The organism is Bacillus sp. AM1(2019) (assembly GCF_009906915.1).
In the GTDB taxonomy this organism is placed as follows: Bacteria; Bacillota; Bacilli; order Bacillales; family Bacillaceae; genus Bacillus; species Bacillus velezensis.
In genome coordinates, this window is record NZ_CP047644.1 from 52,256 (window position 1) to 75,441 (window position 23,186).

Genomic DNA, 23,186 nt, shown 5'->3' on the forward strand with positions numbered 1-23,186 from the left:
CAACTGCAACAAAAGCTTGAAACATCAAGCGCCGCAGCGGAAAGAGGTGTATTTGCCAAGACTTCTTTCATGATGAGGCTTAGTCTATTTGTGGAGTGGGTAACGTGCAATTTCAAATAGGAGATATGGTAGCCAGGAAATCCTATCAAATGGATGTTTTATTTCGCATTATCGGTATAGAGCAAACAAGCAACGGAAATTCAATTGCCATCCTGCATGGTGACGAAGTCAGATTGATTGCGGATGCTGATTTTTCTGATTTGGAGCCTGTCAGAAAAGACGAACAGGCCATGAGAAAGAAAAGAGATGAAAGCAGGATGAATGAATCTCTCGAGCTGCTCCGCCAGGATTATAAGCTGCTTCGGGAAAAACAGGAATATTATGCGACAAATCAATATCAGCATCAGGAGCACTACTTTCATATGCCCGGAAAGGTATTGCATCTGGACGGCGATGAGGCCTATTTGAAAAAGTGCCTGAACTTTTATGAAAAAATCGGTGTGCCGGTATACGGAATTCATTGCCATGAGAAAAAAATGCCGGCAGCAATTGACGAGCTGCTTGATAAATACAGGCCGGATATTTTAGTCATCACCGGCCATGATGCATATTCCAAGCATAAGGGAGGCGTGAACGATTTAAGCGCCTACAGGCATTCCAAACACTTTGTCGAAACCGTTCAAAGAGCGAGGCGTAAAGTACCTCATTTGGATCAGCTGGTCATATTCGCGGGGGCCTGCCAATCTCATTTCGAGTCTTTAATCAGGGCAGGCGCCAATTTTGCAAGTTCGCCGTCACGCGTCAATATCCATGCGCTTGACCCGGTATATATTGTCGCGAAAATCAGCTTCACTCCGTTTATGGAGCGGATCAATGTATGGGATGTCCTGAGAAATACGCTGACGAGAGAGAAAGGGCTGGGAGGAATTGAAACGAAGGGTGTGCTGCGTGTCGGTATGCCGTATAAATCAAATGGATGAGTGATAAAACCCGCATATATTTCGCTATGCGGGTTAATTATTTTACATATTGATACATAAATTTCCGGAACTTGTGAAAAATAACGCAGAAATCAATAGAATTTTGTCAAAATAATTTTGTTGACAATGACTTATTAACGTTGATATAATTTAAATTTTATTTGACAAAATTGGGCTCTTGTTGTACAATAAATGTAGTGAGGTGGATGCAATGGCGAAGACGTTGTCCGATATAAAAAGATCGCTTGATGGGAATTTAGGTAAACGGCTTACGTTAAAAGCAAACGGCGGCCGCCGAAAAACGATTGAGCGTTCGGGCATTTTAGCTGAGACGTACCCTTCTGTTTTTGTGATACAACTAGATCAAGACGAGAACTCGTTTGAAAGAGTTTCATACAGTTATGCTGATATTCTGACTGAGACTGTTGAATTGACATTCAATGACGATGCGGCAAGCTCAGTAGCATTTTAATGGGCAGTGAACCTTTTGTTTACTGCTTTTTGTTTTGCCTTCTAAAGCTCTTCTAATTATTCCCTCGAAAGTTTCAGCCGATTAAACGGAAGCTATAGGTGTCACATGTTTTATCGTGGCGTGCACGAATGGTGATCAATTCTATAAAAGGGGTTGTTTCGTTTGGGCAGACGTCGTGGAGTTATGTCAGATGAGTTCAAATATGAGCTGGCGAAGGACCTTGGTTTTTACGATACGGTGAAAAACGAGGGCTGGGGAGGCATTCGGGCGCGTGACGCCGGGAATATGGTAAAGCGCGCGATTGAGATTGCCGAACAGCAGATGGCGGCTCAGAACCAAAATAACCGATAATGCAGTGGCCCGGGGGACAATCCGTTCCCCGGTTTTTTCTATCGGCTGTCAAAACCGGCGTCAATTTCGGATAAGTACCTCCGGGTCTCCAAATGTGATACAATGTTCATACTTATGTTTAGATGGAGAAGTAGGTGAAAGCTATGCGTATTTTAGAAAAAGCGCCGGCCAAAATCAATCTGTCCCTCGATGTGACGAGTAAACGCCCGGATGGTTATCACGAAGTGGAGATGATCATGACGACAATTGATTTGGCAGATCGGATTGAACTGACAGAACTGCCCGAAAACGTTATCAGAGTGGCGTCGCATAATCGCTTTGTTCCGGATGATCAAAGGAATCTGGCTTATCAGGCAGCCAAACTGCTTAAAGAACGGTTTCAAGTCAAAAAAGGCGTTTCCATTATGATTACAAAAGTGATCCCTGTTGCGGCAGGCCTTGCCGGCGGAAGCAGCGATGCGGCAGCCACGCTCAGAGGGCTGAACAGGCTTTGGGATTTAAAGCTTTCTGTCGAAGAGCTCGCGGAGCTTGGAGCTGAAATCGGTTCAGACGTGTCCTTCTGTGTATACGGAGGCACTGCCCTGGCAACCGGACGCGGTGAGAAGATCAGGCACATCAGTGCTCCGCCTCATTGCTGGGTCGTGCTCGCCAAACCGACGATCGGGGTATCGACTGCCGAAGTGTACCGCCGGCTGAACTTACAGCAGGTTCGGCATCCTGATGTGCAGGCGATGATTGACGCGATTGAAGAAAAAAGCTTCCAAAAGGTATGCGGACAATTAGGAAACGTATTGGAGTCGGTTACGCTCAGCCTCCATCCCGAGGTGGCGATGATTAAAAATCAAATGAAACGCTTCGGCGCTGATGCGGTGTTAATGAGCGGAAGCGGACCGACTGTATTCGGTTTGGTTCAATACGAATCGAAGGTGCAGCGGATTTATAACGGGTTAAGAGGTTTCTGTGATCAAGTGTACGCGGTGCGGATGATCGGCGAACAGAATGCTCTTGATTAAATCCGTATGTTAAGTTATATTATTTTTAAATTATTCGGATTTTGGGGGTAAGTTCATGAAGTTTCGTCGCAGCGGCAGATTGGTGGACTTAACAAATTATTTGTTAACCCATCCGCATGAATTAATACCGTTAACGTTTTTCTCAGAACGGTATCAATCAGCAAAGTCATCAATCAGTGAAGATTTAACGATTATTAAACAGACCTTTGAACAGCAAGGCATTGGGACGCTGCTTACAGTGCCGGGAGCTGCCGGAGGCGTCAAATACATTCCGAAAGTGAAACAGGCTGAAGCAGAAGCGTTTATACAGGAGCTGGGACAGTCTTTAGTAAATCCTGAGCGTATCCTTCCGGGCGGTTATGTATATTTAACGGATATCTTAGGAAAGCCATCTGTCCTCTCTCATGTAGGCAGGCTTTTTGCTTCCGTTTTTGCGGAGCGGGAGATTGATGTGGTGATGACCGTTGCGACAAAAGGAATCCCTCTTGCTTACGCAGCGGCCAGTTATCTGAACGTTCCGGTTGTCATCGTGCGAAAGGACAACAAAGTGACGGAAGGCTCCACGGTGAGCATCAATTATGTATCAGGGTCATCTAACCGCATTCAAACGATGTCGCTTGCGAAAAGAAGTTTGGCTACGGGTTCGAACGTTTTGATTATTGACGACTTTATGAAAGCCGGCGGCACCATTAACGGCATGATCAGCCTGCTTGATGAGTTTAATGCAAACGTCGCGGGAATAGGCGTCTTGGTTGAAGCCGAGGGAGTGAATGAACGGCTTGTCGATGAATACATGTCACTGCTCACGCTTTCAACCATCAATATGAAAGACAAAACGATTGAGATTCAAAACGGCAATTTTCTGCGATTTTTTAAAGAACAGCATTTAAAGAATGGGGAGACAGAAAAATGACAAAAGCAATCCATACAAAACACGCGCCGGCAGCGATCGGGCCATATTCACAGGGAATCATCGTAAACAACATGTTTTACAGCTCAGGCCAGATTCCTCTTACTGCTGAAGGAGAAATGGTAAACGGTGATATCACAGAACAAACGCATCAGGTGTTCAGCAATTTAAAAGCTGTGCTGAAAGAAGCGGGCGCTTCGCTCGAGACGGTTGTAAAAGCAACGGTGTTTATTGCTGATATGGAGCAGTTTGCGGAAGTGAATGAAGTGTACGGACAATACTTTGATGTACATAAGCCGGCAAGGTCTTGTGTGGAAGTGGCGAGACTGCCGAAAGACGCTCTCGTGGAAATTGAAGTCATTGCGCTGGTGAAATCTTAAATCTCAGAAAAGTGGTTCCGGTCTCCGGGATCACTTTTTTTATGCAGTATATGATCCCCAAATATGGTTTATCACCTAATTGTGTATGTATATCCTATATTTTCAAAAAAACTTTTTGAAACGTGCAGGAATTTAAAAAGAATCGTGGAATTGTTAGACTAATGCTTTTATATAGGGAAAAGGTGGTGAACTACTGTGGAAGTTACTGACGTAAGATTACGCCGCGTGAATACCGATGGTCGCATGAGAGCGATTGCATCCATCACGCTGGATCACGAATTTGTCGTACATGATATTCGTGTGATTGATGGAAACAATGGTCTTTTCGTTGCGATGCCGAGTAAACGCACCCCTGATGGAGAATTCCGCGATATTGCTCATCCTATTAATTCCAGCACGCGGGGCAAGATCCAGGATGCTGTTTTAAATGAGTATCATCGTTTGGGTGACTCTGAAGCATTAGAATATGAAGAAGCCGGGGCTTCTTAAACATAACAAAATGTAAGGACTGCTGATAAAGGCTGACACAAGGCCTTTTCCGGCAGTCCTTTTTTAAATCTGATTTTTCAGTAATAAAGCGATTACATAGAAAATTCTTGCACTTTTTGATGTCTTCTTGAAATCAACAGCTATTTAGGATATATTTTTCTATGGATAAAAGGGATATTGGAGGCCATTAAATGGATAAGCGGTTTGCAGTGATTTTAGCTGCCGGAAAAGGAACGAGAATGAAATCGAAGCTTTACAAGGTCCTTCATCCGGTATGCGGAAAGCCTATGGTAGAGCACGTCGCAGACGAAGCTCTGAAATTATCTTTAGCGAAGCTTGTCACCATCGTAGGACACGGCGCCGAAGATGTGAAGAAGCAGCTCGGACAGAAAAGCGATTACGCTCTCCAAGCAGAACAGCTCGGTACGGCTCATGCGGTCAAACAGGCAAAACCATTTCTTCACGGAGAAAAGGGTGTCACGATCGTTATTTGCGGCGATACACCGCTTCTGACGGCGGAGACGATGGAAGCCATGCTGAATGAACATACAGACAAAGGTGCAAAAGCCACGGTGTTAACGGCCGTTGCCGACGATCCCGCCGGATACGGAAGAATCATCCGCAGTGAAGACGGCGCCGTTCAAAAAATCGTGGAGCACAAGGATGCTTCGGAGCAAGAACGTCTTGTGAAAGAAATTAACACGGGAACGTACTGTTTTGATAACGAGGCTCTTTTTCGTGTCATCGAACAGGTTTCGAATGAAAATGCCCAAGGCGAGTATTATCTGCCGGATGTGATCGAAATCCTCAAAGACGAAGGCGAAACTGTTGCCGCTTACCAGACTGGTAACTTCCAAGAGACGCTCGGAGTGAATGATAGAGTCGCTCTTTCTCAGGCTGAAATGTATATGAAAGAGCGTATTAACAAACGGCATATGCAGAACGGAGTCACTTTAATCGATCCGATGAATACGTACATCTCACCTGACGCACGTATCGGACAAGATACAGTTATTTATCCCGGAACTGTGTTAAAGGGACAAGCTGAAATCGGCGATGAATGTGTCATCGGCCCTCACACTGAGATAGAGGACAGCTCAATCGGCAGCCGCACTGTGATTAAACAATCCGTTGTCAATCGCAGCAAAGTTGGGAATGATGTAAATATCGGTCCTTTTGCTCACATCAGACCCGATTCCGCAATCGGCAATGAAGTGAAGATCGGAAACTTTGTTGAAATCAAGAAAACACAATTCGGCGACCGAAGCAAAGCATCTCATTTAAGCTATATCGGTGATGCCGAAGTGGGCACGGATGTGAATCTGGGCTGCGGCTCCATCACGGTCAATTATGATGGGAAGAAAAAGTATTTAACCAAAATTGAAGACGGCGCCTTTATTGGCTGCAACTCCAATCTGGTCGCTCCTGTTACAGTGGGAGAAGGCGCGTACGTCGCTGCGGGTTCAACCGTAACTGAAGATGTGCCGGGCGAAGCGCTTGCCATTGCCAGAGCAAGACAAGTAAATAAAGAAGATTATGTGAAAAACATTCATAAAAAATAATCCTAAAATCGGAGGTTTACCATGTCTAACGAATACGGAGATAAGAATTTAAAGATTTTTTCTTTGAATTCAAATCCAGAACTTGCAAAAGAAATCGCGGATAATGTAGGGGTTCAATTAGGAAAGTGCTCTGTTACAAGATTCAGTGACGGAGAGGTCCAGATCAACATAGAAGAAAGTATTCGCGGCTGTGATTGCTATATCATTCAGTCTACAAGTGCGCCGGTTAATGAGCACATTATGGAATTGCTGATTATGGTTGACGCTTTAAAGCGCGCTTCCGCGAAAACAATCAACATTGTCATTCCGTACTACGGTTATGCGCGCCAGGACAGAAAAGCAAGATCACGTGAACCGATTACGGCAAAACTTTTTGCAAACCTGCTTGAAACAGCGGGTGCGACACGCGTGATCGCGCTTGATTTACACGCGCCGCAAATTCAAGGTTTCTTTGATATTCCGATTGACCACTTAATGGGTGTTCCGATTTTAGGCCATTACTTTGAAGGTAAAGACTTGAAAGATATCGTCATTGTTTCTCCTGACCACGGCGGTGTGACGCGCGCCCGCAAACTTGCGGACCGTCTGAAAGCGCCGATCGCGATTATCGACAAACGCCGTCCTAGACCGAATGAGGTAGAAGTGATGAATATCGTCGGTAACGTGGAAGGTAAAACAGCGATTCTGATCGATGATATTATTGATACGGCCGGCACAATCACACTTGCCGCTAACGCGCTGGTTGAAAACGGAGCTGCAGAAGTGTATGCATGCTGTACGCACCCTGTACTGTCAGGCCCTGCCGTTGAGCGGATCAATAACTCTAAAATCAAGGAGCTTGTCGTAACGAACAGTATCAAGCTTCCTGATGAGAAAAAAATCGACCGCTTTAAGCAGCTTTCTGTCGGACCGCTTCTGGCTGAAGCGATTATCCGCGTTCACGAGAAACAATCTGTCAGCTATTTATTCAGCTAAACCGAAACTTTAAGGTTTAAATCCCAGTTATTGTGGGTATTGTTCTAATAGGACGATAAAACGATAATTAGGATGGTGCTGAATATGGCAACTTTAAAAGCAAATGAAAGAACAGATTTTAAACGTTCGACGCTTCGGAAAATCCGTCATTCAGGACATGTTCCAGGGATTATATACGGTAAAGAAACAACGAATACGCCTGTCTCTTTAGACAGTGTCGAATTGCTTAAAACATTGCGGGACGAAGGAAAAAACACGATTATCACAATTGATGTCAACGGAAATCAGCAATCGGTTATGGTGACTGATCTTCAGACAGACCCGCTCAAAAACGAATTGACGCACGCCGATTTTCAAGTCGTGAATATGAGTGAGGAGCTGGAGGCCGAGGTGCCGATTCAGCTGACGGGAGAGGCGAAGGGAGTCAAAGACGGAGGCGTCATCCAGCAGCCGCTGCATGAGCTTTCGATTAAGGCCAGACCGAAGGACATCCCTCAGACAATCAATGTTGATATTTCAGGACTTGAGATGAATGATGTGCTGACCATCGCAGATCTGACTGCTGACGGCAATTATACATTTACAAACGATCCGGAAGAAGTCGTGGCTTCCATCCTTCCTCCTAAGCAGGAAGCATTCGAAGAAGATGCAGAACCGTCTCCTGGGGAAGAGCCCGAAGGAGAAAATCAATAAGCGCTTTAAGACGTAACCCGCCCGAGGTTACGTCTTTTGTGCTAGAATGAGAAGAATTACAGCGATGTTGAGGGAGGATTTACGATGCTTGTGATTGCTGGTCTCGGTAACCCCGGGAAAACCTACGAGAACACGAGACATAATGTCGGCTTTATGGCCATTGACGAGCTTTCTAAAGAATGGAATATTGAACTGAATAAAACGAAATTCAACGGACTTTACGGAATGGGGTTTGTTTCCGGAAAAAAAGTTCTACTTGTTAAACCGCTTACATATATGAATTTATCAGGGGAATGTTTGCGGCCGCTACTGGATTATTATGATGCCGATCATGAAGATCTGAAAGTCATATACGATGACCTTGATCTTCCGACGGGAAAAATCAGGCTCCGGACGAAGGGGAGCGCAGGCGGACATAACGGAATTAAATCGCTTATACAGCACCTCGGAACCCCTGAATTTGACCGGGTCAGAATCGGAATCGGCCGCCCCGCTGGCGGAATGAAAGTCGTTGACTATGTACTGGGAGCTTTTACGAAGGAAGAAGCGCCGCATATCAATGATGCCGTCTCAAAAACCGTAAAAGCCTGCGAAGCTTCCTTAACGAAACCATTTTTAGAAGTCATGAACGAATTTAATGCAAATGTATAAGATAAATAATGGGAGACCATACTAGGGAAAAATGATTTTTTCACATCAGGAGGTCCAACGTATGGCTTTGCATTATTTCTGCCGCCACTGCGGCTTTAAGGTAGGGAGCCTGGAATATTCGACGGTGCCGACACAGTCACTTGGATTTCAGCACTTAACAAATGAGGAAAGAAACGATATGATTTCATATAAAGACAATGGAGATGTCCATGTTCTTACAATTTGTGAAGACTGCCAAGAGGCGCTGGAACGCAATCCGCACTACCATGAACACAACACATTTATTCAATAAGAAGCTTTGGTGTAGATTCTAGACCAAAGCGTTTTTCTGTTCTTGCAGAAAATAGAGAGGAGGGCCCATATGGACAACATTCAAACCTTTATTAAAGAAAGCGATGATTTTAAATCCATTGTCAACGGTTTACATGAGGGGCTGAAGGAACAGCTGCTTGCGGGTCTGTCAGGTTCCGCGCGTTCTGTTTTTACCTCCGCCCTTGCACAGGAAACGAAAAGGCCGATTTTCTTTATCACCCATAATTTATATCAGGCCCAAAAAGTGACGGAAGATCTGACGGCGCTTCTCGGGGATCAATCTGTTTTTTTATACCCCGTGAATGAATTGATTTCTTCAGAAATTGCGGTAGCGAGCCCTGAACTGCGCGCTCAGCGGCTTGATGTCATTAATAGATTAACAAACGGAGAAGCGCCGGTCGTTGTGGCGCCCGTTGCGGCAGTGAGAAGAATGCTTCCGCCGAAGGAGCTGTGGAAAAGCAGCCAGCTCGTCATTTCACTCGGAGACGAAATAGAACCGGATCAGCTGTCCGCGCGCCTTGTAGAGGTGGGGTATGAGCGTTCCGATATGGTTTCTGCACCCGGTGAATTCAGTATTCGCGGCGGAATTATCGACATTTATCCGCTGACGTCGGAGCATCCGGTGCGAATTGAACTATTTGATACGGAGGTCGATTCCATCAGAAGCTTCAATTCTGATGACCAGAGATCAATTGAGACGCTCAAACGTGTGGCGATCGGACCGGCGAAGGAATTGATCATCAGGGCGGAAGAAAAAGCCCGGGCGATGGAAAGGCTCGATAAAGGGCTTGCCGACAGTCTGAAAAAGCTGAAGCAGGACAAACAAAAGGAAATGCTTCATATCAATATCTCACATGATAAAGAACGGTTATCAACGGGACAGACTGATCAGGAACTTGTGAAGTATCTCTCGTACTTTTACGAAAAACCTGCTAGTTTGCTAGATTATACACCAGCAGACACGTTGTTACTGTTAGACGAGGTCAGCCGCATTCATGAAATGGAGGATCAGCTGCAAAAAGAAGAGGCCGAATTTATGACAAGTCTGCTCGAGGAAGGGAAAATTCTGCATGACATTCATTTATCCTTCAGCTTTCAGGAGCTTATGAGCGAAAAGCGGCGCCCGGCTATTTATTATTCATTATTTTTGCGTCATGTCCAGCATACAAGCCCTCAGAATATCGTGAATGTGACAAGCCGGCAGATGCAGAGTTTTCACGGGCAGATGAATGTGCTCGCAGGTGAAATGGAGCGCTTTAAGAAATCAAACTTCACCGTCGTCTTTTTAGGCGCAAATAAGGACAGAACCGACAGATTGGCATCCGTGCTGGCTGATTACGAAATTGAAGCCGCAAAAACGAACAGCTCCAAAGCGCTTGTGCAAGGACAGGTCTATGTCATGGAAGGCGAGCTGCAATCCGGTTTTGAACTGCCGCTGATGAAGCTGGCCGTCATTACGGAGGAAGAGCTGTTCAAAAACCGAATTAAGAAAAAGCCGAGAAAGCAGAAGCTGACAAATGCCGAACGGATCAAAAGCTATTCCGAGCTTCAGGTCGGCGACTATGTCGTCCACGTCAACCACGGGATCGGTAAGTATTTGGGGATTGAAACATTAGAAATCAAAGGCATTCATAAAGATTACCTCAACATTCATTATCAGGGCAGCGATAAGCTGTACGTCCCTGTAGAACAAATCGACCAGGTGCAGAAGTACGTCGGCTCTGAAGGAAAAGAACCGAAGCTTTATAAACTGGGCGGCAGTGAATGGAAACGGGTGAAGAAAAAAGTTGAAAACTCCGTTCAGGATATTGCCGATGATCTGATTAAGCTTTATGCGGAACGGGAAGCAAGCAAAGGCTATGCGTTCTCGCCGGATCATGAAATGCAGCGGCAGTTCGAATCTGCTTTCCCTTATCAGGAAACAGAGGACCAGCTCCGTTCCATTCAGGAGATTAAAAAGGACATGGAAAGAGAGCGCCCGATGGACCGTTTGCTTTGCGGTGATGTCGGTTACGGGAAGACGGAGGTAGCCATCCGAGCGGCTTTTAAAGCGATCGCAGACGGAAAGCAGGTCGCGCTTCTTGTGCCGACGACAATACTCGCGCAGCAGCATTATGAAACCATTATGGAGCGTTTTCAGGACTATCCGATTAACATCGGTCTTCTCAGCCGATTCAGAACGAGAAAAGAATCCAATGAAACGATTAAAGGCCTGAAAAACGGAACGGTAGACATCGTAATCGGAACCCACAGGCTCTTATCTAAAGACGTCGTCTATAAAGATCTCGGCTTGCTCATCATTGATGAAGAGCAGCGCTTTGGCGTAACGCATAAGGAAAAAATCAAACAGATCAAAGCCAATGTCGATGTGCTGACTCTTACAGCGACGCCGATACCGCGTACGCTTCATATGTCCATGCTCGGTGTGCGGGACTTATCTGTTATTGAAACGCCGCCGGAAAACCGTTTCCCTGTTCAGACATATGTCGTGGAATACAATGGCGCGCTTGTGCGGGAAGCCATCGAAAGAGAACTGGCGCGCGGAGGACAGGTATATTTCTTGTACAACCGCGTGGATGACATCGAGCGGAAGGCTGATGAAATTTCCATGCTTGTTCCCGATGCGAAAGTGGCATATGCCCACGGAAAAATGACTGAAAATGAATTGGAAAGCGTCATGCTCAATTTTCTGGAAGGGGAATCAGACGTCCTTGTCAGCACGACTATTATTGAGACAGGCGTAGATATACCGAATGTCAATACCTTGATTGTGTTCGACGGAGACAAAATGGGGCTGTCTCAGCTGTATCAGCTGAGAGGACGGGTCGGCCGTTCCAACCGCGTCGCTTACGCGTATTTTACGTACCGCAGAGACAAAGTGCTCACTGAGGTGGCGGAAAAACGGCTGCAGGCGATTAAAGAATTTACCGAGCTGGGATCTGGCTTTAAAATCGCCATGCGTGACTTGACGATCAGGGGAGCGGGGAACCTTCTCGGCGCCCAGCAGCACGGCTTTATCGACTCAGTCGGTTTTGACCTGTACTCGCAAATGCTCAAGGAAGCGATTGAAGAGCGGAAAGGCGATATTCCGAAAAGCGAACAGTTTGAGACAGAAATCGATATCGAGCTAGACGCGTATATTCCTGAAAACTATATACAAGACGGTAAGCAAAAAATCGACATGTATAAACGCTTCCGGTCGATCGCCACAATTGAGGAGAAAAATGAGCTTCAAGATGAAATCATCGACAGGTTCGGCAGCTACCCTAAAGAGGTTGAATGGCTGTTTACGGTTGCTGAGATGAAGGTATACGGAAAATATGAACGCGTCGAACTCATCAAGCAGGATAAAGACGCGATCAGATTTACCATTTCTGAAGAGGCCAGCGCACAGATTGACGGCCAGAAATTGTTCGAACTCGGCAATAAATACGGCCGGCAGATCGGACTGGGAATGGAAGGGAAAAAGCTGAAAATCTCAGTACAGACGAAAGGCCGCAAAACGGAAGAGTGGCTGGAGACCGTGCTCGGCATGCTGAAAGGCCTTCAGGATGTGAAGAAAGAAACAATCGCGTCTTCATAAAAATTGTTACTCTCTGGTGTATATTACATTTGATGTGACGGATACTAATTTCAAGCGAGTGGCGGAAGCTACATAAAGTAAAGAGCTTTAGTACTTTCCCTTAAATATCATCACATGAAAGAGAGGCACCAGAGAGATGAAAGCTACAGGTATCGTACGTCGTATTGATGATCTAGGACGGGTCGTCATTCCTAAAGAAATTCGGAGAACACTGCGAATCAGGGAAGGAGACCCGCTTGAAATATTCGTTGACCGCGACGGAGAAGTTATATTGAAAAAATATTCTCCTATCAGTGAGCTTGGCGATTTTGCGAAGGAATATGCAGATGCTTTGTATGACAGTCTCGGCCATTCCGTTTTGATTTGCGACCGTGACGCGTATATTGCCGTTTCAGGCAGTTCGAAAAAAGAATTTCTGAACAAAGCCATCAGCGATTTGCTCGAAAAAACGATGGATCAGCGCAGCTCAGTGGTAGAAAACGACGTGAAGTCCGCGCAGCTTGTTAATGACATTGATGAAGATATGAGCTCCTATACAATAGCCCCGATCGTGGCAAATGGCGATCCTATCGGCGCCGTGGTCATCTTTTCCAAGGAACAGGCGCTTGGAGAAGTAGAACATAAAGCGGTAGAAACGGCAGCCAGTTTTTTGGCGAGACAAATGGAGCAGTAGGTCTTATTACCATTATTGAAATAAGAAAACGGAGAAAGAGCAGCTCTTATACAAGTGCTGTTCTTTTTCATATTCATATGTGCTCTCTATCGGTTCGGCCGTTAGGATTGTGATATAATAAGCTCGTTTTATAGACGTAATTTTCTAGCGGCTGGAAGGAGCTTTTGGATGAACGATTCAGTTGGCGCCAAGCGGCAATCGGCATGGAAAGGTGCTTTTGTGCTCGTCGTTGCGGGTATCGTAACGAAGATATTAAGCGCCGTGTACAGGGTTCCTTTTCAGAATATTGTCGGTGACGTCGGGTTTTACATTTATCAGCAGGTGTATCCGTTTTTAGGGATCGCGGTCATGCTGTCAACATCCGGTTTTCCGGTAATCATCTCAAAATTAATGAACGATTATAGCGATCATAAACAAAAAATAATGAAAATTTCCGCCCTTTATGTCACGGCGGCCGGACTTGTTCTGTTTGCGCTCATGTATGCCGGGGCGGCGCCGTTGGCCGGTTTTATGGGTGACGTCCGCCTTGTGATGCTGATAAGGGTCGCGGCGTTCGCTTTCATACTGTTTCCGTTTACGTCGGTTTTCCGGGGGTATTTCCAAGGTGTGCATGATATGATGCCGTCAGCCTTATCCCAGATTACGGAACAGCTTCTTCGCGTGGCGGTGCTTCTCGGTTTATCCTTCTGGCTTTTGAAAAGCGGCCGTTCATTATACGCGGCTGGTGCGGGGGCGGCTTCGGGATCAATTGCCGGAAGCTTGGCGGCCCTTTGTGTATTGGCTGTTTTCTGGTATAAGCGGGAAGAAACCAAGAAAGACGGCGGACATATCGAAACGGCCGTCATTGTAAAAAAGCTGCTGCTTTATTCAGTCACCATCTGTATCAGCAGTGTACTCATGCTTTTGATTCAGCTTGTAGACGCCTTAAACTTATATTCACTGCTTTCAGACGGGACGGAGAGTCATGCCGCGAAACAGCTGAAAGGCATATATGACCGCGGACAGCCGCTCCTTCAGCTGGGAACCGTGTTTGCCGTCAGTATCGCCGCGTCATTGGTTCCTTCAATTTCAAAAGCGGTGCATGAGAATAAGCCGTTTATCATAAAAGAGAAAGCGACATCAGCCGTCAAGCTCTGCCTTGCGGTAGGGATCGGTGCATCAGCCGGGCTTTTTTGCATTTTAGAGCCGGTGAATATCATGCTTTTCCAAAACAGTGAGGGGACGCAGACCTTACAAATATTCAGCTTATCTATCTTTTTTGCCTCAATTGCGCTTACGGCAGCCGCGATTCTGCAAGGAGCGGGACATACCGTTTTCCCCGCCGTATCCGTTTTGGCGGGAGGGGCGCTGAAATGGGTGCTGAACGTTTGGCTGGTCCCCGGCTGGGGTATTACAGGAGCGGCACTGGCGACCGTCTTGGCATTTGCCGCAGTTGCGTGCCTGAATCTCCGGAGAATTTGGTCGAAGGGCTGGCTGACGAATATCGGAGGCGTGATTGCCCGTCTGTGCTGGTGCAGTCTGCTGATGGTCTTCTTTCTGCTCGTATATATGAAGCTATGGCAGTTATTTGTTCCCGTCAGCAGGGCCGGAGCTGTATGTGAGAGTCTGTCTGCGTCGGTCATCGGAGGGCTATTGTTTATTTATTGTATGATAAGAATGAAGATTTTCACGGACGAAGAGCTGAGCGGCCTTCCTTTCGGCAGTGCTTTAAGTAAATTGAAAAAGAGGAGAGAAAAACATGGCAGGTAACATTACGGTCGTCGGCCTCGGTGCCGGAGACATGGATCAGTTGACAGTGGGCGTACATAAGCTGCTGACTCAGGCGAAGCATTTATATATAAGAACGAAAGACCACCCTTTGATTCCGGAATTAGAGCAAGAGACGGAAGCGGACATCCGGTATTTTGATGATATTTATGAAAAACATGATCAGTTTGAAGCGGTCTATGAAGAGATCGCGGACATTCTGTTTGAAAAAGCGAAGCAAGAGGATGTCGTCTACGCTGTGCCCGGGCATCCGTTTGTCGCTGAGAAAACCGTTCAGCTGTTATTTGAACGCCGGGAAGAACAACAGGTAGCTGTTCATACTGCCGGAGGGCAAAGCTTTCTGGATGCCACTTTTAATGCATTGCGAATTGATCCGATTGAAGGGTTTCAATTTACGGATGCGCAAACAATGACGCCGGATGAGCTCGAACTCCGCCATCACTTGATCATTTGCCAGGTTTATGACCAGATGACGGCCTCTGAGGTGAAGCTGACGCTTATGGAGAAATTGCCTGACGACTATGAAGTGGTCATCGTCACGGCAGCCGGAAGCAAGGGAGAAAAGATGACCAAGGTGCCTTTGTTTGAACTTGACCGCAATGTAGAAATAAATAACTTAACAAGCGTGTATGTTCCGCCGATTAAAAAAGAAGAACTCCTTTACCAGGAATTTTCTGCATTCCGAAGTATTATTCGCGAGCTTCGCGGGCCGAACGGCTGTCCGTGGGATCAAAAGCAGACACACCAGTCATTAAAGAAATATATGATTGAGGAATGCTACGAACTGCTTGAGGCCATTGACGAAGAGGACACGGATCACATGATAGAAGAACTCGGGGACGTCATGCTTCAGGTTATGCTGCACGCCCAGATCGGAGAAGACGAGGGGTATTTCTCAATTGATGATGTCATCAGAGACATCAATGCGAAGATGGTCAGACGGCACCCGCATGTGTTTAAGGATGTTAAGGTTCAGGATGAACATGATGTCGTCGCCAACTGGGAAGAAATCAAAAAGGCGGAAAAGCAAACAACATCCTCTTCATTGCTGGATGCCGTGCCGAAAACACTGCCTTCTCTTGCGAAAGCCGCCAAGCTTCAGAAAAAAGCCGCAAAAACCGGCTTTGACTGGGATGACGTTCAGGATATATGGGATAAAGTAAATGAAGAGCTGAAGGAATTTTCTGCAGAGGCTTCCGCCGAATCAGCAGATGAAATCAGCTTAAAAGCTGAATTCGGCGATGTTTTATTTGCATTGGTCAATATCGGCCGATACTATAAAATTGAGCCTGAGGAAGCGCTCGCCATGACAAATGACAAATTTCGCAGACGCTTTGCTTATATTGAGAAAGAAGCGGCAGCAAAGGGCCTTGAATTGACCGCAATGTCACTTGAGGAAATGGACAAATTGTGGGATGAAGCAAAAGAAATGGAGAGGAGATTCTGATATGAGACTTGATAAGTTTTTAAAAGTATCCAGATTGATTAAACGCCGCACATTGGCGAAAGAGGTCGCCGATCAAGGGAGAATCACAGTTAACGGGAATCAGGCGAAAGCCAGCTCAGACGTAAAAGCCGGTGATGAACTGACGGTCCGCTTCGGCCAGAAGCTTGTCACCGTGAAGGTAAACGAATTGAAAGAAACAACGAAAAAAGAAGAAGCCGCGGGCATGTATACAATCGTCAAGGAAGAAAAACTCGGCGAATAGGCTTGTTCTAAACAAGGCTCCCGCCTCATACAATGCAGTAATAATGCTAAAAGTATCGAGGATATGGGGGCTGAATAGATGAATTCATATTATGAGCAAAAAGGTTCTTCTTCTGTTCCGGAACAGCATGATGTAACGATGAAAGGGAGAAAGCATTTAGACATTTCGGGCGTCAAGCATGTAGAAAGTTTTGACAACGAAGAGTTTTTGCTGGAAACGGTTATGGGAATGCTTTCCGTCAGAGGCGAGAACCTGCAGATGAAAAATCTTGATGTGGAAAAAGGGATTGTATCTATAAAAGGCAGGGTGTTTGACCTTGTATATTTAGACGAGCAGCAAGGGGATAAAGCTAAAGGGTTTTTTAGCAAGTTGTTTAAATGACGCTGACCACCCAATTTTATACGATGCTGGCAATGACCGGTATGGGCGCCTGGCTCGGAGCGTCGCTTGATACATACAGGCTGTTTGTCAGCCGTGCCAAAACGGCCAGATGGCTATTATTCATTCATGACATTCTCTTTTGGATTGTACAAGGTCTGCTGTTTTTCTATGTGCTGCTCAACGTGAATGAAGGAGAACTCAGGGTATACATTTTCTTGGCTGTCTTACTGGGTATTGCGACGTACCAAAGCCTGTTTAAACGAATGTATATAAAAATACTGAAATTTGCCATTCATCTTGCGGTGTCTCTTTACCAATTCGCAAAAAAGCTCATTCAGCACGTGCTGTTCCGTCCGGTGCTTCTGCTCTTTAAGCTGCTCATCGGGCTGATCACGGTTGTTTCTTTATACTCCTATCGGGTGAGTGCCTTTTTTGCGAAGTGTCTTTTTAAGATCGTAACGTTTTTGCTGTATCCGCTGTTTTTCCTGTTGAAACAATTATTGAAACTTCTTCCTGAAAAGTGGCGTCTTACTTTCAAACGATATTTTCAAAAAAGTGCAGGATTTTTACAAAAGAGCAAGAAACTAATCATAACAATCAGATCGACCATGATACGTATTTTGAAAAGGTGAAAGGAGGACCGTCTGGTTTGAATCTATCTAGAGAACGTACAATAACTGAAATCCAAAACGACTATAAAGAGCAGGTTGAACGGCAATCCCAGCTTATGAAAAGAAGGCGGAAAGGGCTTTTCAGACGGTTGATCGTATTCGGCGCCCTTGTGTTGTTGACGGCTATTGTCTTAGCGGGTTCTCTGTGGTCACAGACCTCTTCCCTTAGCGCAAACGAAGAAAAGAAAGCTCAGCTGGAAAAACAAGTGAAAGAATTGAACGCGAAACAGGCTGATTTAAAAGATGAAATTTCCAAATTAAAGGATGAGGATTACGTCACAGAGCTTGCCAGAAGAGACTTGTTTATGTCAGGAAATGGTGAGATTCTCTTCAATGTAGAAAAGAAGAGCAAGTAGCCTTGTTGACACTTAAATTTTTATTTAGGTATAATTAAACAAACGATCTTTTTATAAGCCTAAGGAGGAGCACTTTTTTTATGTCGATTGAAGTTGGCAGCAAGTTGCAAGGGAAAATAACAGGTATTACAAATTTCGGAGCATTTGTTGAATTGCCTGGAGGCTCAACCGGTCTCGTTCATATCAGTGAGGTAGCCGATAATTATGTTAAAGACATTAACGAGCATTTAAAAGTCGGCGATCAAGTTGAAGTGAAAGTCATCAACGTTGAAAAAGACGGGAAAATTGGTTTATCAATTAAAAAAGCTAAAGACCGTCCGCAAGCCAGACCTAGAAATGATTTCCGTCCGAAAGAATCTTTTGAACAGAAAATGAACAAGTTTCTTAAAGATAGCGAAGACCGCTTATCATCTTTAAAACGAAACACGGAATCAAAACGTGGAGGGCGCGGAGCAAGAAGAGGATAACTTGCTGCTTTCTATAAATACATGGAGCATCCGTCTATCCCAGCGGGTGCTTTTTTTGTATGCGCCATTATAGTCAGAAAATTAAAACTTCAAAGTTTCTGTTGACGGAATGAAGAAACCTTTGTATTATATAACTTGTGCTTATAAGCACCTTATATGGCGGTGTAGCTCAGCTGGCTAGAGCGTACGGTTCATACCCGTGAGGTCGGGGGTTCGATCCCCTCCGCCGCTACCATATATATCTGGCCCGTTGGTCAAGCGGTTAAGACACCGCCCTTTCACGGCGGTAACACGGGTTCGAATCCCGTACGGGTCATCAAGCGAATCGGCTTCTGTTGCAGAAGCCGATTTTTTCATATTTAGACAACTTTTTGAGAAATGTCGGAGGAAATACGAAAGGAAAGGGGAACAAGGGAGAAAGCGTCGAAGAGTTCTTTGGAATTGTTACCTTCTTTTGACAAAATCCTATCTGGGCTTTCATTTATAATGACAAGCAACGAATAAAACAGGTGGGGGATGAGAGCAATGGAAAAAGCGGAAAGAAGAGTGAACGGGCCGATGGCGGGACAAGCTCTGGAAAAACTGCAATCGTTTTTTGAAAAGGCGGCAAAGCTTACAGTCCATCAAGCGCATTCACTTTTTTTCTATAAGGGTTTCATTTATGTCGTGATCGGTTTTTTACTTGGACGGGCTTTCATATTATCTGAGGTTCTTCCGTTTGCGCTGCCGTTTTTCGGAGCGATGCTTTTGATTAGAAGAGATAAAGCCTTCTATGCTTGTCTGTCTTTACTTGCGGGCGCTTTAACCATTTCGCCGAAACACTCTTTATTGATTCTCACAGCTTTGGCCGTCTTCACTCTATTTTCAAAAATCGGTACATATATCGTGCAGGACCGGGTGAAGATGCTGCCGATCGTGGTGTTTTTCTCTATGGCTGCCGCGAGAATCGGATTTGTTTATTTTGAAAGCGGCGCTTTTACCACCTATGATTATGTGATGGCTGTTGTCGAGGCGGGCCTGGCCTTTATTTTGACGCTGATCTTTTTGCAAAGCCTGCCGATTTTCACGATCAAAAAAGTGAAGCAATCGTTAAAAATAGAAGAAATCATCTGTTTTATGATCTTGATCGCATCCGTTTTAACCGGGCTTGCCGGTGTTTCATTTCAGGGAATGCAGGCTGAACATATCCTGGCCCGCTATGTCGTGCTGAGTTTTTCCTTTGTCGGCGGGGCAAGCATCGGCTGTACGGTCGGTGTGGTGACCGGGCTGATCCTCGGGCTTGCGAATATCGGGAATCTCTATCAAATGAGTCTGCTTGCGTTTTCCGGGCTTCTTGGCGGGCTGCTGAAAGAAGGAAAGAAAGCCGGAGCCGCAGTGGGGTTAGTGATCGGCTCACTGCTGATTTCATTATATGGAGAAGGGTCTGCCGGATTAATGACCACTCTTTATGAATCTTTGATTGCCGTTGTTTTGTTTTTGATTACGCCCCAATCGATTACGAAAAAGGTGGCGCGATACATACCGGGCACTGCTGAGCACAGTCAGGAACAGCAGCAGTACGCGAGGAAAATCAGAGATGTCACCGCCCAGAAAGTAGACCAGTTCTCCAATGTGTTTCATGCCTTGTCGGAGAGCTTCGCCACCTTTCATCAGACGTCTTCCGATGAGCAGGCGGAAGAAGGGGAAGTGGATCTCTTTTTAAGCAAAATCACCGAGCATTCCTGCCAATCCTGCTATAAGAAAAGCAAATGCTGGGTTCAAAACTTTGATAAAACATATGACTTAATGAAACAAGTTATGCATGAAACAGAAGAAAAACAGTATGCCTCAAACCGCAGATTAAAAAAGGAGTTTCAACAGCACTGTTCCAAATCCAGACAGGTGGAAGAGCTGATTGAGGACGAACTTGCCCACCATCACGCCCATCTGACACTGAAGAGAAAAGTTCAGGACAGCAGAAGGCTTGTTGCCGAGCAGCTGTTGGGGGTTTCTGAGGTCATGGCGGACTTTTCTCGGGAAATAAAACGGGAGAGGGAGCAGCATTTTATTCAGGAAGAACAAATGATAGAGGCGCTTCAGCATTTTGGAATCGAGATTCAGCATGTCGAGATATACAGCTTGGAGCAGGGCAATATTGATATCGAAATGACAATCCCGTTCAGCGGAGGACACGGCGAGAGTGAGAAAATTATCGCCCCGATGCTGTCTGACATTCTTGAGGAGCAGATACTTGTCAAAAGCGAACAGCACTCGACTCATCCGAATGGCTACAGCCATGTCGCGTTCGGTTCGACCAAGTCGTACCGGGTATCGACAGGCGCGGCTCATGCGGCAAAAGGCGGCGGCCTTGTCTCCGGCGACAGCTACAGCATGATGGAACTGGGGGCGAGAAAGTATGCGGCCGCGATCAGTGACGGCATGGGCAATGGGGCGAGGGCCCATTATGAGAGCAATGAAACGATTAAGCTGCTCGAAAAAATTCTCGAATCAGGTATTGATGAAAAAATAGCGATAAAAACGATCAACAGTATTCTGTCTTTACGGACGACAGACGAAATCTACTCAACTCTCGATCTTTCTATCATTGATCTTCAGGATGCAAGCTGCAAATTCTTGAAGGTCGGTTCAACGCCGAGTTTTATCAAGCGGGGAGATCAAGTCATGAAAGTGCAGGCCAGCAATCTGCCGATCGGCATCATCAATGAATTTGATGTGGAGGTTGTAAGTGAACAGTTAAAAGCGGGAGATCTGCTCGTCATGATGAGTGACGGTATTTTTGAAGGGCCGAAGCACGTTGAAAACCACGACCTGTGGATGAAACGGAAAATGAAAGGGCTGAAAACCGAAGACCCGCAAGAAATCGCTGATATATTAATGGAAGAGGTCATCAGAACGCGTTCCGGCCAAATCGAAGACGATATGACAGTGGTTGTTGTCCGGATTGACCACAACACGCCGAAATGGGCTTCCATACCGGTGCCGGCGGTTTTCCAAAATAAAAAGGAGATTTCTTAATCCATTCGTATAAATCACTTTCCTTCTGGCGAAGATGGGACTAATCGTATCACCGGGAGGAATGTATGTGAATAAGGGACATTTAAATCAAGTTCTGCTGATTACAGATGGCTGCTCCAATCATGGTGAAGACCCGATCGCAATGGCGGCTTTCGCCAAGGAGCAGGGGATTACGGTGAATGTTATAGGAATTATGGAAGAAAACGCGATTGACCAAGAAGCAATGAAGGAAGTTGAAGGCATCGCCATGGCCGGAGGCGGCGTCCATCAAGTTGTGTATGCGTCACAATTGTCTCAGACGGTTCAAATGGTGACGAAAAAAGCAATGACCCAGACGCTGCAAGGTGTCGTCAATCAAGAGCTTAAACAAATCTTAGGGAAAAACGTTGAAATGGAAGAGCTTTCTCCTGAAAAACGCGGCGAAGTGATGGAAGTGGTTGATGAACTCGGCGAAACGGTTCATCTGCAAGTGCTTGTGCTGGTTGATACGAGTGCGAGTATGGCGCCGAAACTGCCGACGGTGAAAGAAGCGCTGATCGATCTTTCCATCAGTTTAAATTCCCGGGCCGGGCAAAATGAATTTGCCATGTGTATATTTCCCGGGAAAAGCCAGGAAGTTGAGCTTGTGCTGAATTGGACGCCGAAGCTTGAATCCCTTTCTGCACTCTTTGCGAAGCTGTCGACCGGCGGTATCACCCCTACGGGCCCCGCTATCCGGGAAGCGACGCAGCAGTTTGAGAGAATCCGCTCAAGAAGGAGCATGTTGGCAGATGATGAACGACGCTTTAACGAGTTTGGCATGTAGTCTGGCACCGGGGACGGCAATTCAGGGCAAATGGAACGGCAAATCCTACAGATTGCTCAAACAGCTTGGAAAAGGGGCTAACGGTATTGTATATCTGGCAGAAGCATCAGGCGGACAGGTCGCTTTGAAAATAAGCAGCGACAGCATGTCTGTTACCTCTGAAGTGAATGTCTTAAAATCCTTTTCAAAGGCCCGGTCGCAAACGATGGGGCCTTCTTTTTTTGATGCGGACGACGCGTTTATTCCGCAGCTGAATAAAAATGTCTCTTTTTACGTGATGGAGTACATAGAAGGGCCGCTTCTTCCGCAATATATCAGCAGTAAGGGAGCGGAGTGGATTCCGGTGCTGATGGTGCAGCTTCTTTCCAGCCTGTCAGTCCTTCATCAGCAAGGGTGGGTTTTTGGCGACCTCAAACCGGACAATCTCATTGTAACCGGGCCACCGGCTGCCATTCGCTGCATTGATGTAGGGGGAACGACAAAACAGGGCCGCGCGATTAAAGAGTATACGGAGTTTTACGACAGGGGCTATTGGGGGTATGGAACAAGAAAAGCAGAACCATCCTATGACCTGTTTGCTGTCGCAATGATCATGATCCACTGTGTCCAGAAGAAAGAGTGCAAAAAGTCAGGACAGCCGAAAGAACAGCTTCGTTCTATCATTGAAGGCCACCCGTTTCTGAATAAGTATAAGAAGGTTCTGTTTTCTGCTTTAAACGGTCAATATCCGTCTGCGGAAGCCATGAAGCATGACATCCTGACGGCGGGCCAGAGCGCCGGGAGCAAAAGGAAAGCCGCCGCCAAGCCTAAGCCGCCGCATTCAAAACCGCGGCAGGGCACTGTATCTCAGACGCGGTATAAACCTAAACAAAAACCCGCAAAGCACAATGGTTTGTTTGAAACAACACTTATTTTAATCAGCGTTCTCGCCCTTTATTTCGCTTACATCGTCTTTTTTCTCATCTAGTGCC

The 23,186-nt window shown here is 46.0% G+C and carries 24 protein-coding genes and 2 tRNA genes; all 26 read left to right on the top strand.

Features of this window, described 5'->3' with window-relative positions:
- Nucleotides 1-104 precede the first annotated feature (104 nt).
- The 26 genes from yabG (at nt 105) to GNE05_RS00405 (ending at nt 23,182) form a co-directional block, all read left to right on the top strand.
- Nucleotides 105-980 (top strand): sporulation peptidase YabG, encoded by an 876-nt coding sequence (gene yabG / locus GNE05_RS00280; protein ID WP_160182324.1) that lies wholly within the window; start codon nt 105-107, stop codon nt 978-980.
- A 211-nt stretch (nt 981-1,191) separates the two neighbouring features.
- Entirely contained in the window at nt 1,192-1,452 is a 261-nt protein-coding gene (veg, locus tag GNE05_RS00285; RefSeq protein WP_003218330.1) for a biofilm formation stimulator Veg, read from the top strand.
- A gap of 162 nt (nt 1,453-1,614) precedes the next feature.
- On the top strand, nt 1,615-1,803 hold the full coding sequence (locus GNE05_RS00290) for a small, acid-soluble spore protein, alpha/beta type (protein WP_011996172.1): 189 nt from the start codon (nt 1,615-1,617) through the stop codon (nt 1,801-1,803).
- 143 nt (nt 1,804-1,946) lie between these two features.
- Nucleotides 1,947-2,816, top strand: coding sequence for a 4-(cytidine 5'-diphospho)-2-C-methyl-D-erythritol kinase (gene ispE, locus GNE05_RS00295; protein ID WP_007409927.1), 870 nt, complete (start codon nt 1,947-1,949; stop codon nt 2,814-2,816).
- A gap of 55 nt (nt 2,817-2,871) precedes the next feature.
- Nucleotides 2,872-3,729, top strand: coding sequence for a pur operon repressor (gene purR, locus GNE05_RS00300; RefSeq protein ID WP_004264666.1), 858 nt, complete (start codon nt 2,872-2,874; stop codon nt 3,727-3,729).
- Nucleotides 3,726-4,106: a 2-iminobutanoate/2-iminopropanoate deaminase gene (gene ridA / locus GNE05_RS00305; RefSeq protein ID WP_004264663.1), complete on the top strand. Its 381-nt coding sequence runs from the start codon at nt 3,726-3,728 to the stop codon at nt 4,104-4,106. The genes purR and ridA overlap by 4 nt, the downstream gene beginning before the upstream one ends.
- A 195-nt stretch (nt 4,107-4,301) precedes the next feature.
- Complete coding sequence (gene spoVG / locus GNE05_RS00310; protein ID WP_004264660.1) at nt 4,302-4,595, top strand: septation regulator SpoVG; 294 nt, start codon at nt 4,302-4,304, stop codon at nt 4,593-4,595.
- Nucleotides 4,596-4,786: 191 nt separating this feature from the next.
- A complete protein-coding gene (gene glmU / locus GNE05_RS00315) occupies nt 4,787-6,157 on the top strand; it encodes a bifunctional UDP-N-acetylglucosamine diphosphorylase/glucosamine-1-phosphate N-acetyltransferase GlmU (protein ID WP_004264658.1) in 1,371 nt (456 codons plus the stop codon).
- Nucleotides 6,158-6,178: 21 nt separating this feature from the next.
- A complete protein-coding gene (locus tag GNE05_RS00320) occupies nt 6,179-7,132 on the top strand; it encodes a ribose-phosphate diphosphokinase (RefSeq protein ID WP_004264656.1) in 954 nt (317 codons plus the stop codon).
- Between the two features lie 84 nt (nt 7,133-7,216).
- A complete protein-coding gene (locus tag GNE05_RS00325) occupies nt 7,217-7,825 on the top strand; it encodes a 50S ribosomal protein L25/general stress protein Ctc (RefSeq protein WP_014416724.1) in 609 nt (202 codons plus the stop codon).
- Between the two features lie 84 nt (nt 7,826-7,909).
- Nucleotides 7,910-8,476 carry an aminoacyl-tRNA hydrolase gene (gene pth / locus GNE05_RS00330; protein ID WP_025650338.1) on the top strand — a complete coding sequence of 189 codons (567 nt, stop codon included), beginning with the start codon at nt 7,910-7,912 and terminating at the stop codon, nt 8,474-8,476.
- A 61-nt stretch (nt 8,477-8,537) separates the two neighbouring features.
- Nucleotides 8,538-8,768: an anti-sigma-F factor Fin gene (locus GNE05_RS00335; protein WP_004264650.1), complete on the top strand. Its 231-nt coding sequence runs from the start codon at nt 8,538-8,540 to the stop codon at nt 8,766-8,768.
- Nucleotides 8,769-8,837: 69 nt separating this feature from the next.
- On the top strand, nt 8,838-12,371 hold the full coding sequence (gene mfd / locus GNE05_RS00340; RefSeq protein ID WP_160182325.1) for a transcription-repair coupling factor: 3,534 nt from the start codon (nt 8,838-8,840) through the stop codon (nt 12,369-12,371).
- Between the two features lie 136 nt (nt 12,372-12,507).
- Nucleotides 12,508-13,044, top strand: coding sequence for a stage V sporulation protein T (spoVT, locus tag GNE05_RS00345; protein WP_004264646.1), 537 nt, complete (start codon nt 12,508-12,510; stop codon nt 13,042-13,044).
- A gap of 168 nt (nt 13,045-13,212) precedes the next feature.
- On the top strand, nt 13,213-14,793 hold the full coding sequence (locus tag GNE05_RS00350; protein ID WP_160182326.1) for a putative polysaccharide biosynthesis protein: 1,581 nt from the start codon (nt 13,213-13,215) through the stop codon (nt 14,791-14,793).
- Nucleotides 14,783-16,258, top strand: a complete 1,476-nt coding sequence (gene mazG / locus GNE05_RS00355) for a bifunctional methyltransferase/pyrophosphohydrolase YabN (RefSeq protein WP_160182327.1) — start codon at nt 14,783-14,785, stop codon at nt 16,256-16,258. The genes GNE05_RS00350 and mazG overlap by 11 nt, the downstream gene beginning before the upstream one ends.
- 1 nt (nt 16,259) lies before the next feature.
- Nucleotides 16,260-16,520, top strand: a complete 261-nt coding sequence (locus GNE05_RS00360; RefSeq protein ID WP_007409934.1) for an RNA-binding S4 domain-containing protein — start codon at nt 16,260-16,262, stop codon at nt 16,518-16,520.
- A 78-nt stretch (nt 16,521-16,598) separates the two neighbouring features.
- The gene (yabP, locus tag GNE05_RS00365) at nt 16,599-16,901 is read left to right on the top strand and encodes a sporulation protein YabP (protein ID WP_004264638.1); all 303 of its coding nucleotides are present in this window, start codon (nt 16,599-16,601) and stop codon (nt 16,899-16,901) included.
- A complete protein-coding gene (gene yabQ, locus GNE05_RS00370) occupies nt 16,898-17,533 on the top strand; it encodes a spore cortex biosynthesis protein YabQ (protein ID WP_011996177.1) in 636 nt (211 codons plus the stop codon). The genes yabP and yabQ overlap by 4 nt, the downstream gene beginning before the upstream one ends.
- A 17-nt stretch (nt 17,534-17,550) precedes the next feature.
- Nucleotides 17,551-17,928 carry a cell division protein DivIC gene (gene divIC / locus GNE05_RS00375; protein WP_004264632.1) on the top strand — a complete coding sequence of 126 codons (378 nt, stop codon included), beginning with the start codon at nt 17,551-17,553 and terminating at the stop codon, nt 17,926-17,928.
- An 80-nt stretch (nt 17,929-18,008) separates the two neighbouring features.
- Entirely contained in the window at nt 18,009-18,395 is a 387-nt protein-coding gene (locus tag GNE05_RS00380) for a S1 domain-containing RNA-binding protein (RefSeq protein ID WP_004264630.1), read from the top strand.
- A gap of 158 nt (nt 18,396-18,553) precedes the next feature.
- Nucleotides 18,554-18,630 (top strand) — tRNA-Met (locus GNE05_RS00385).
- 9 nt (nt 18,631-18,639) lie between these two features.
- Nucleotides 18,640-18,711: transfer RNA gene (locus GNE05_RS00390), tRNA-Glu, on the top strand.
- A gap of 209 nt (nt 18,712-18,920) precedes the next feature.
- Nucleotides 18,921-21,410 carry a stage II sporulation protein E gene (gene spoIIE, locus GNE05_RS00395; protein ID WP_007409936.1) on the top strand — a complete coding sequence of 830 codons (2,490 nt, stop codon included), beginning with the start codon at nt 18,921-18,923 and terminating at the stop codon, nt 21,408-21,410.
- A 67-nt stretch (nt 21,411-21,477) separates the two neighbouring features.
- A complete protein-coding gene (locus GNE05_RS00400; protein WP_004264624.1) occupies nt 21,478-22,215 on the top strand; it encodes a vWA domain-containing protein in 738 nt (245 codons plus the stop codon).
- Nucleotides 22,181-23,182, top strand: coding sequence for a protein kinase domain-containing protein (locus tag GNE05_RS00405; protein ID WP_014416732.1), 1,002 nt, complete (start codon nt 22,181-22,183; stop codon nt 23,180-23,182). The genes GNE05_RS00400 and GNE05_RS00405 overlap by 35 nt, the downstream gene beginning before the upstream one ends.
- Nucleotides 23,183-23,186: the final 4 nt, after the last annotated feature.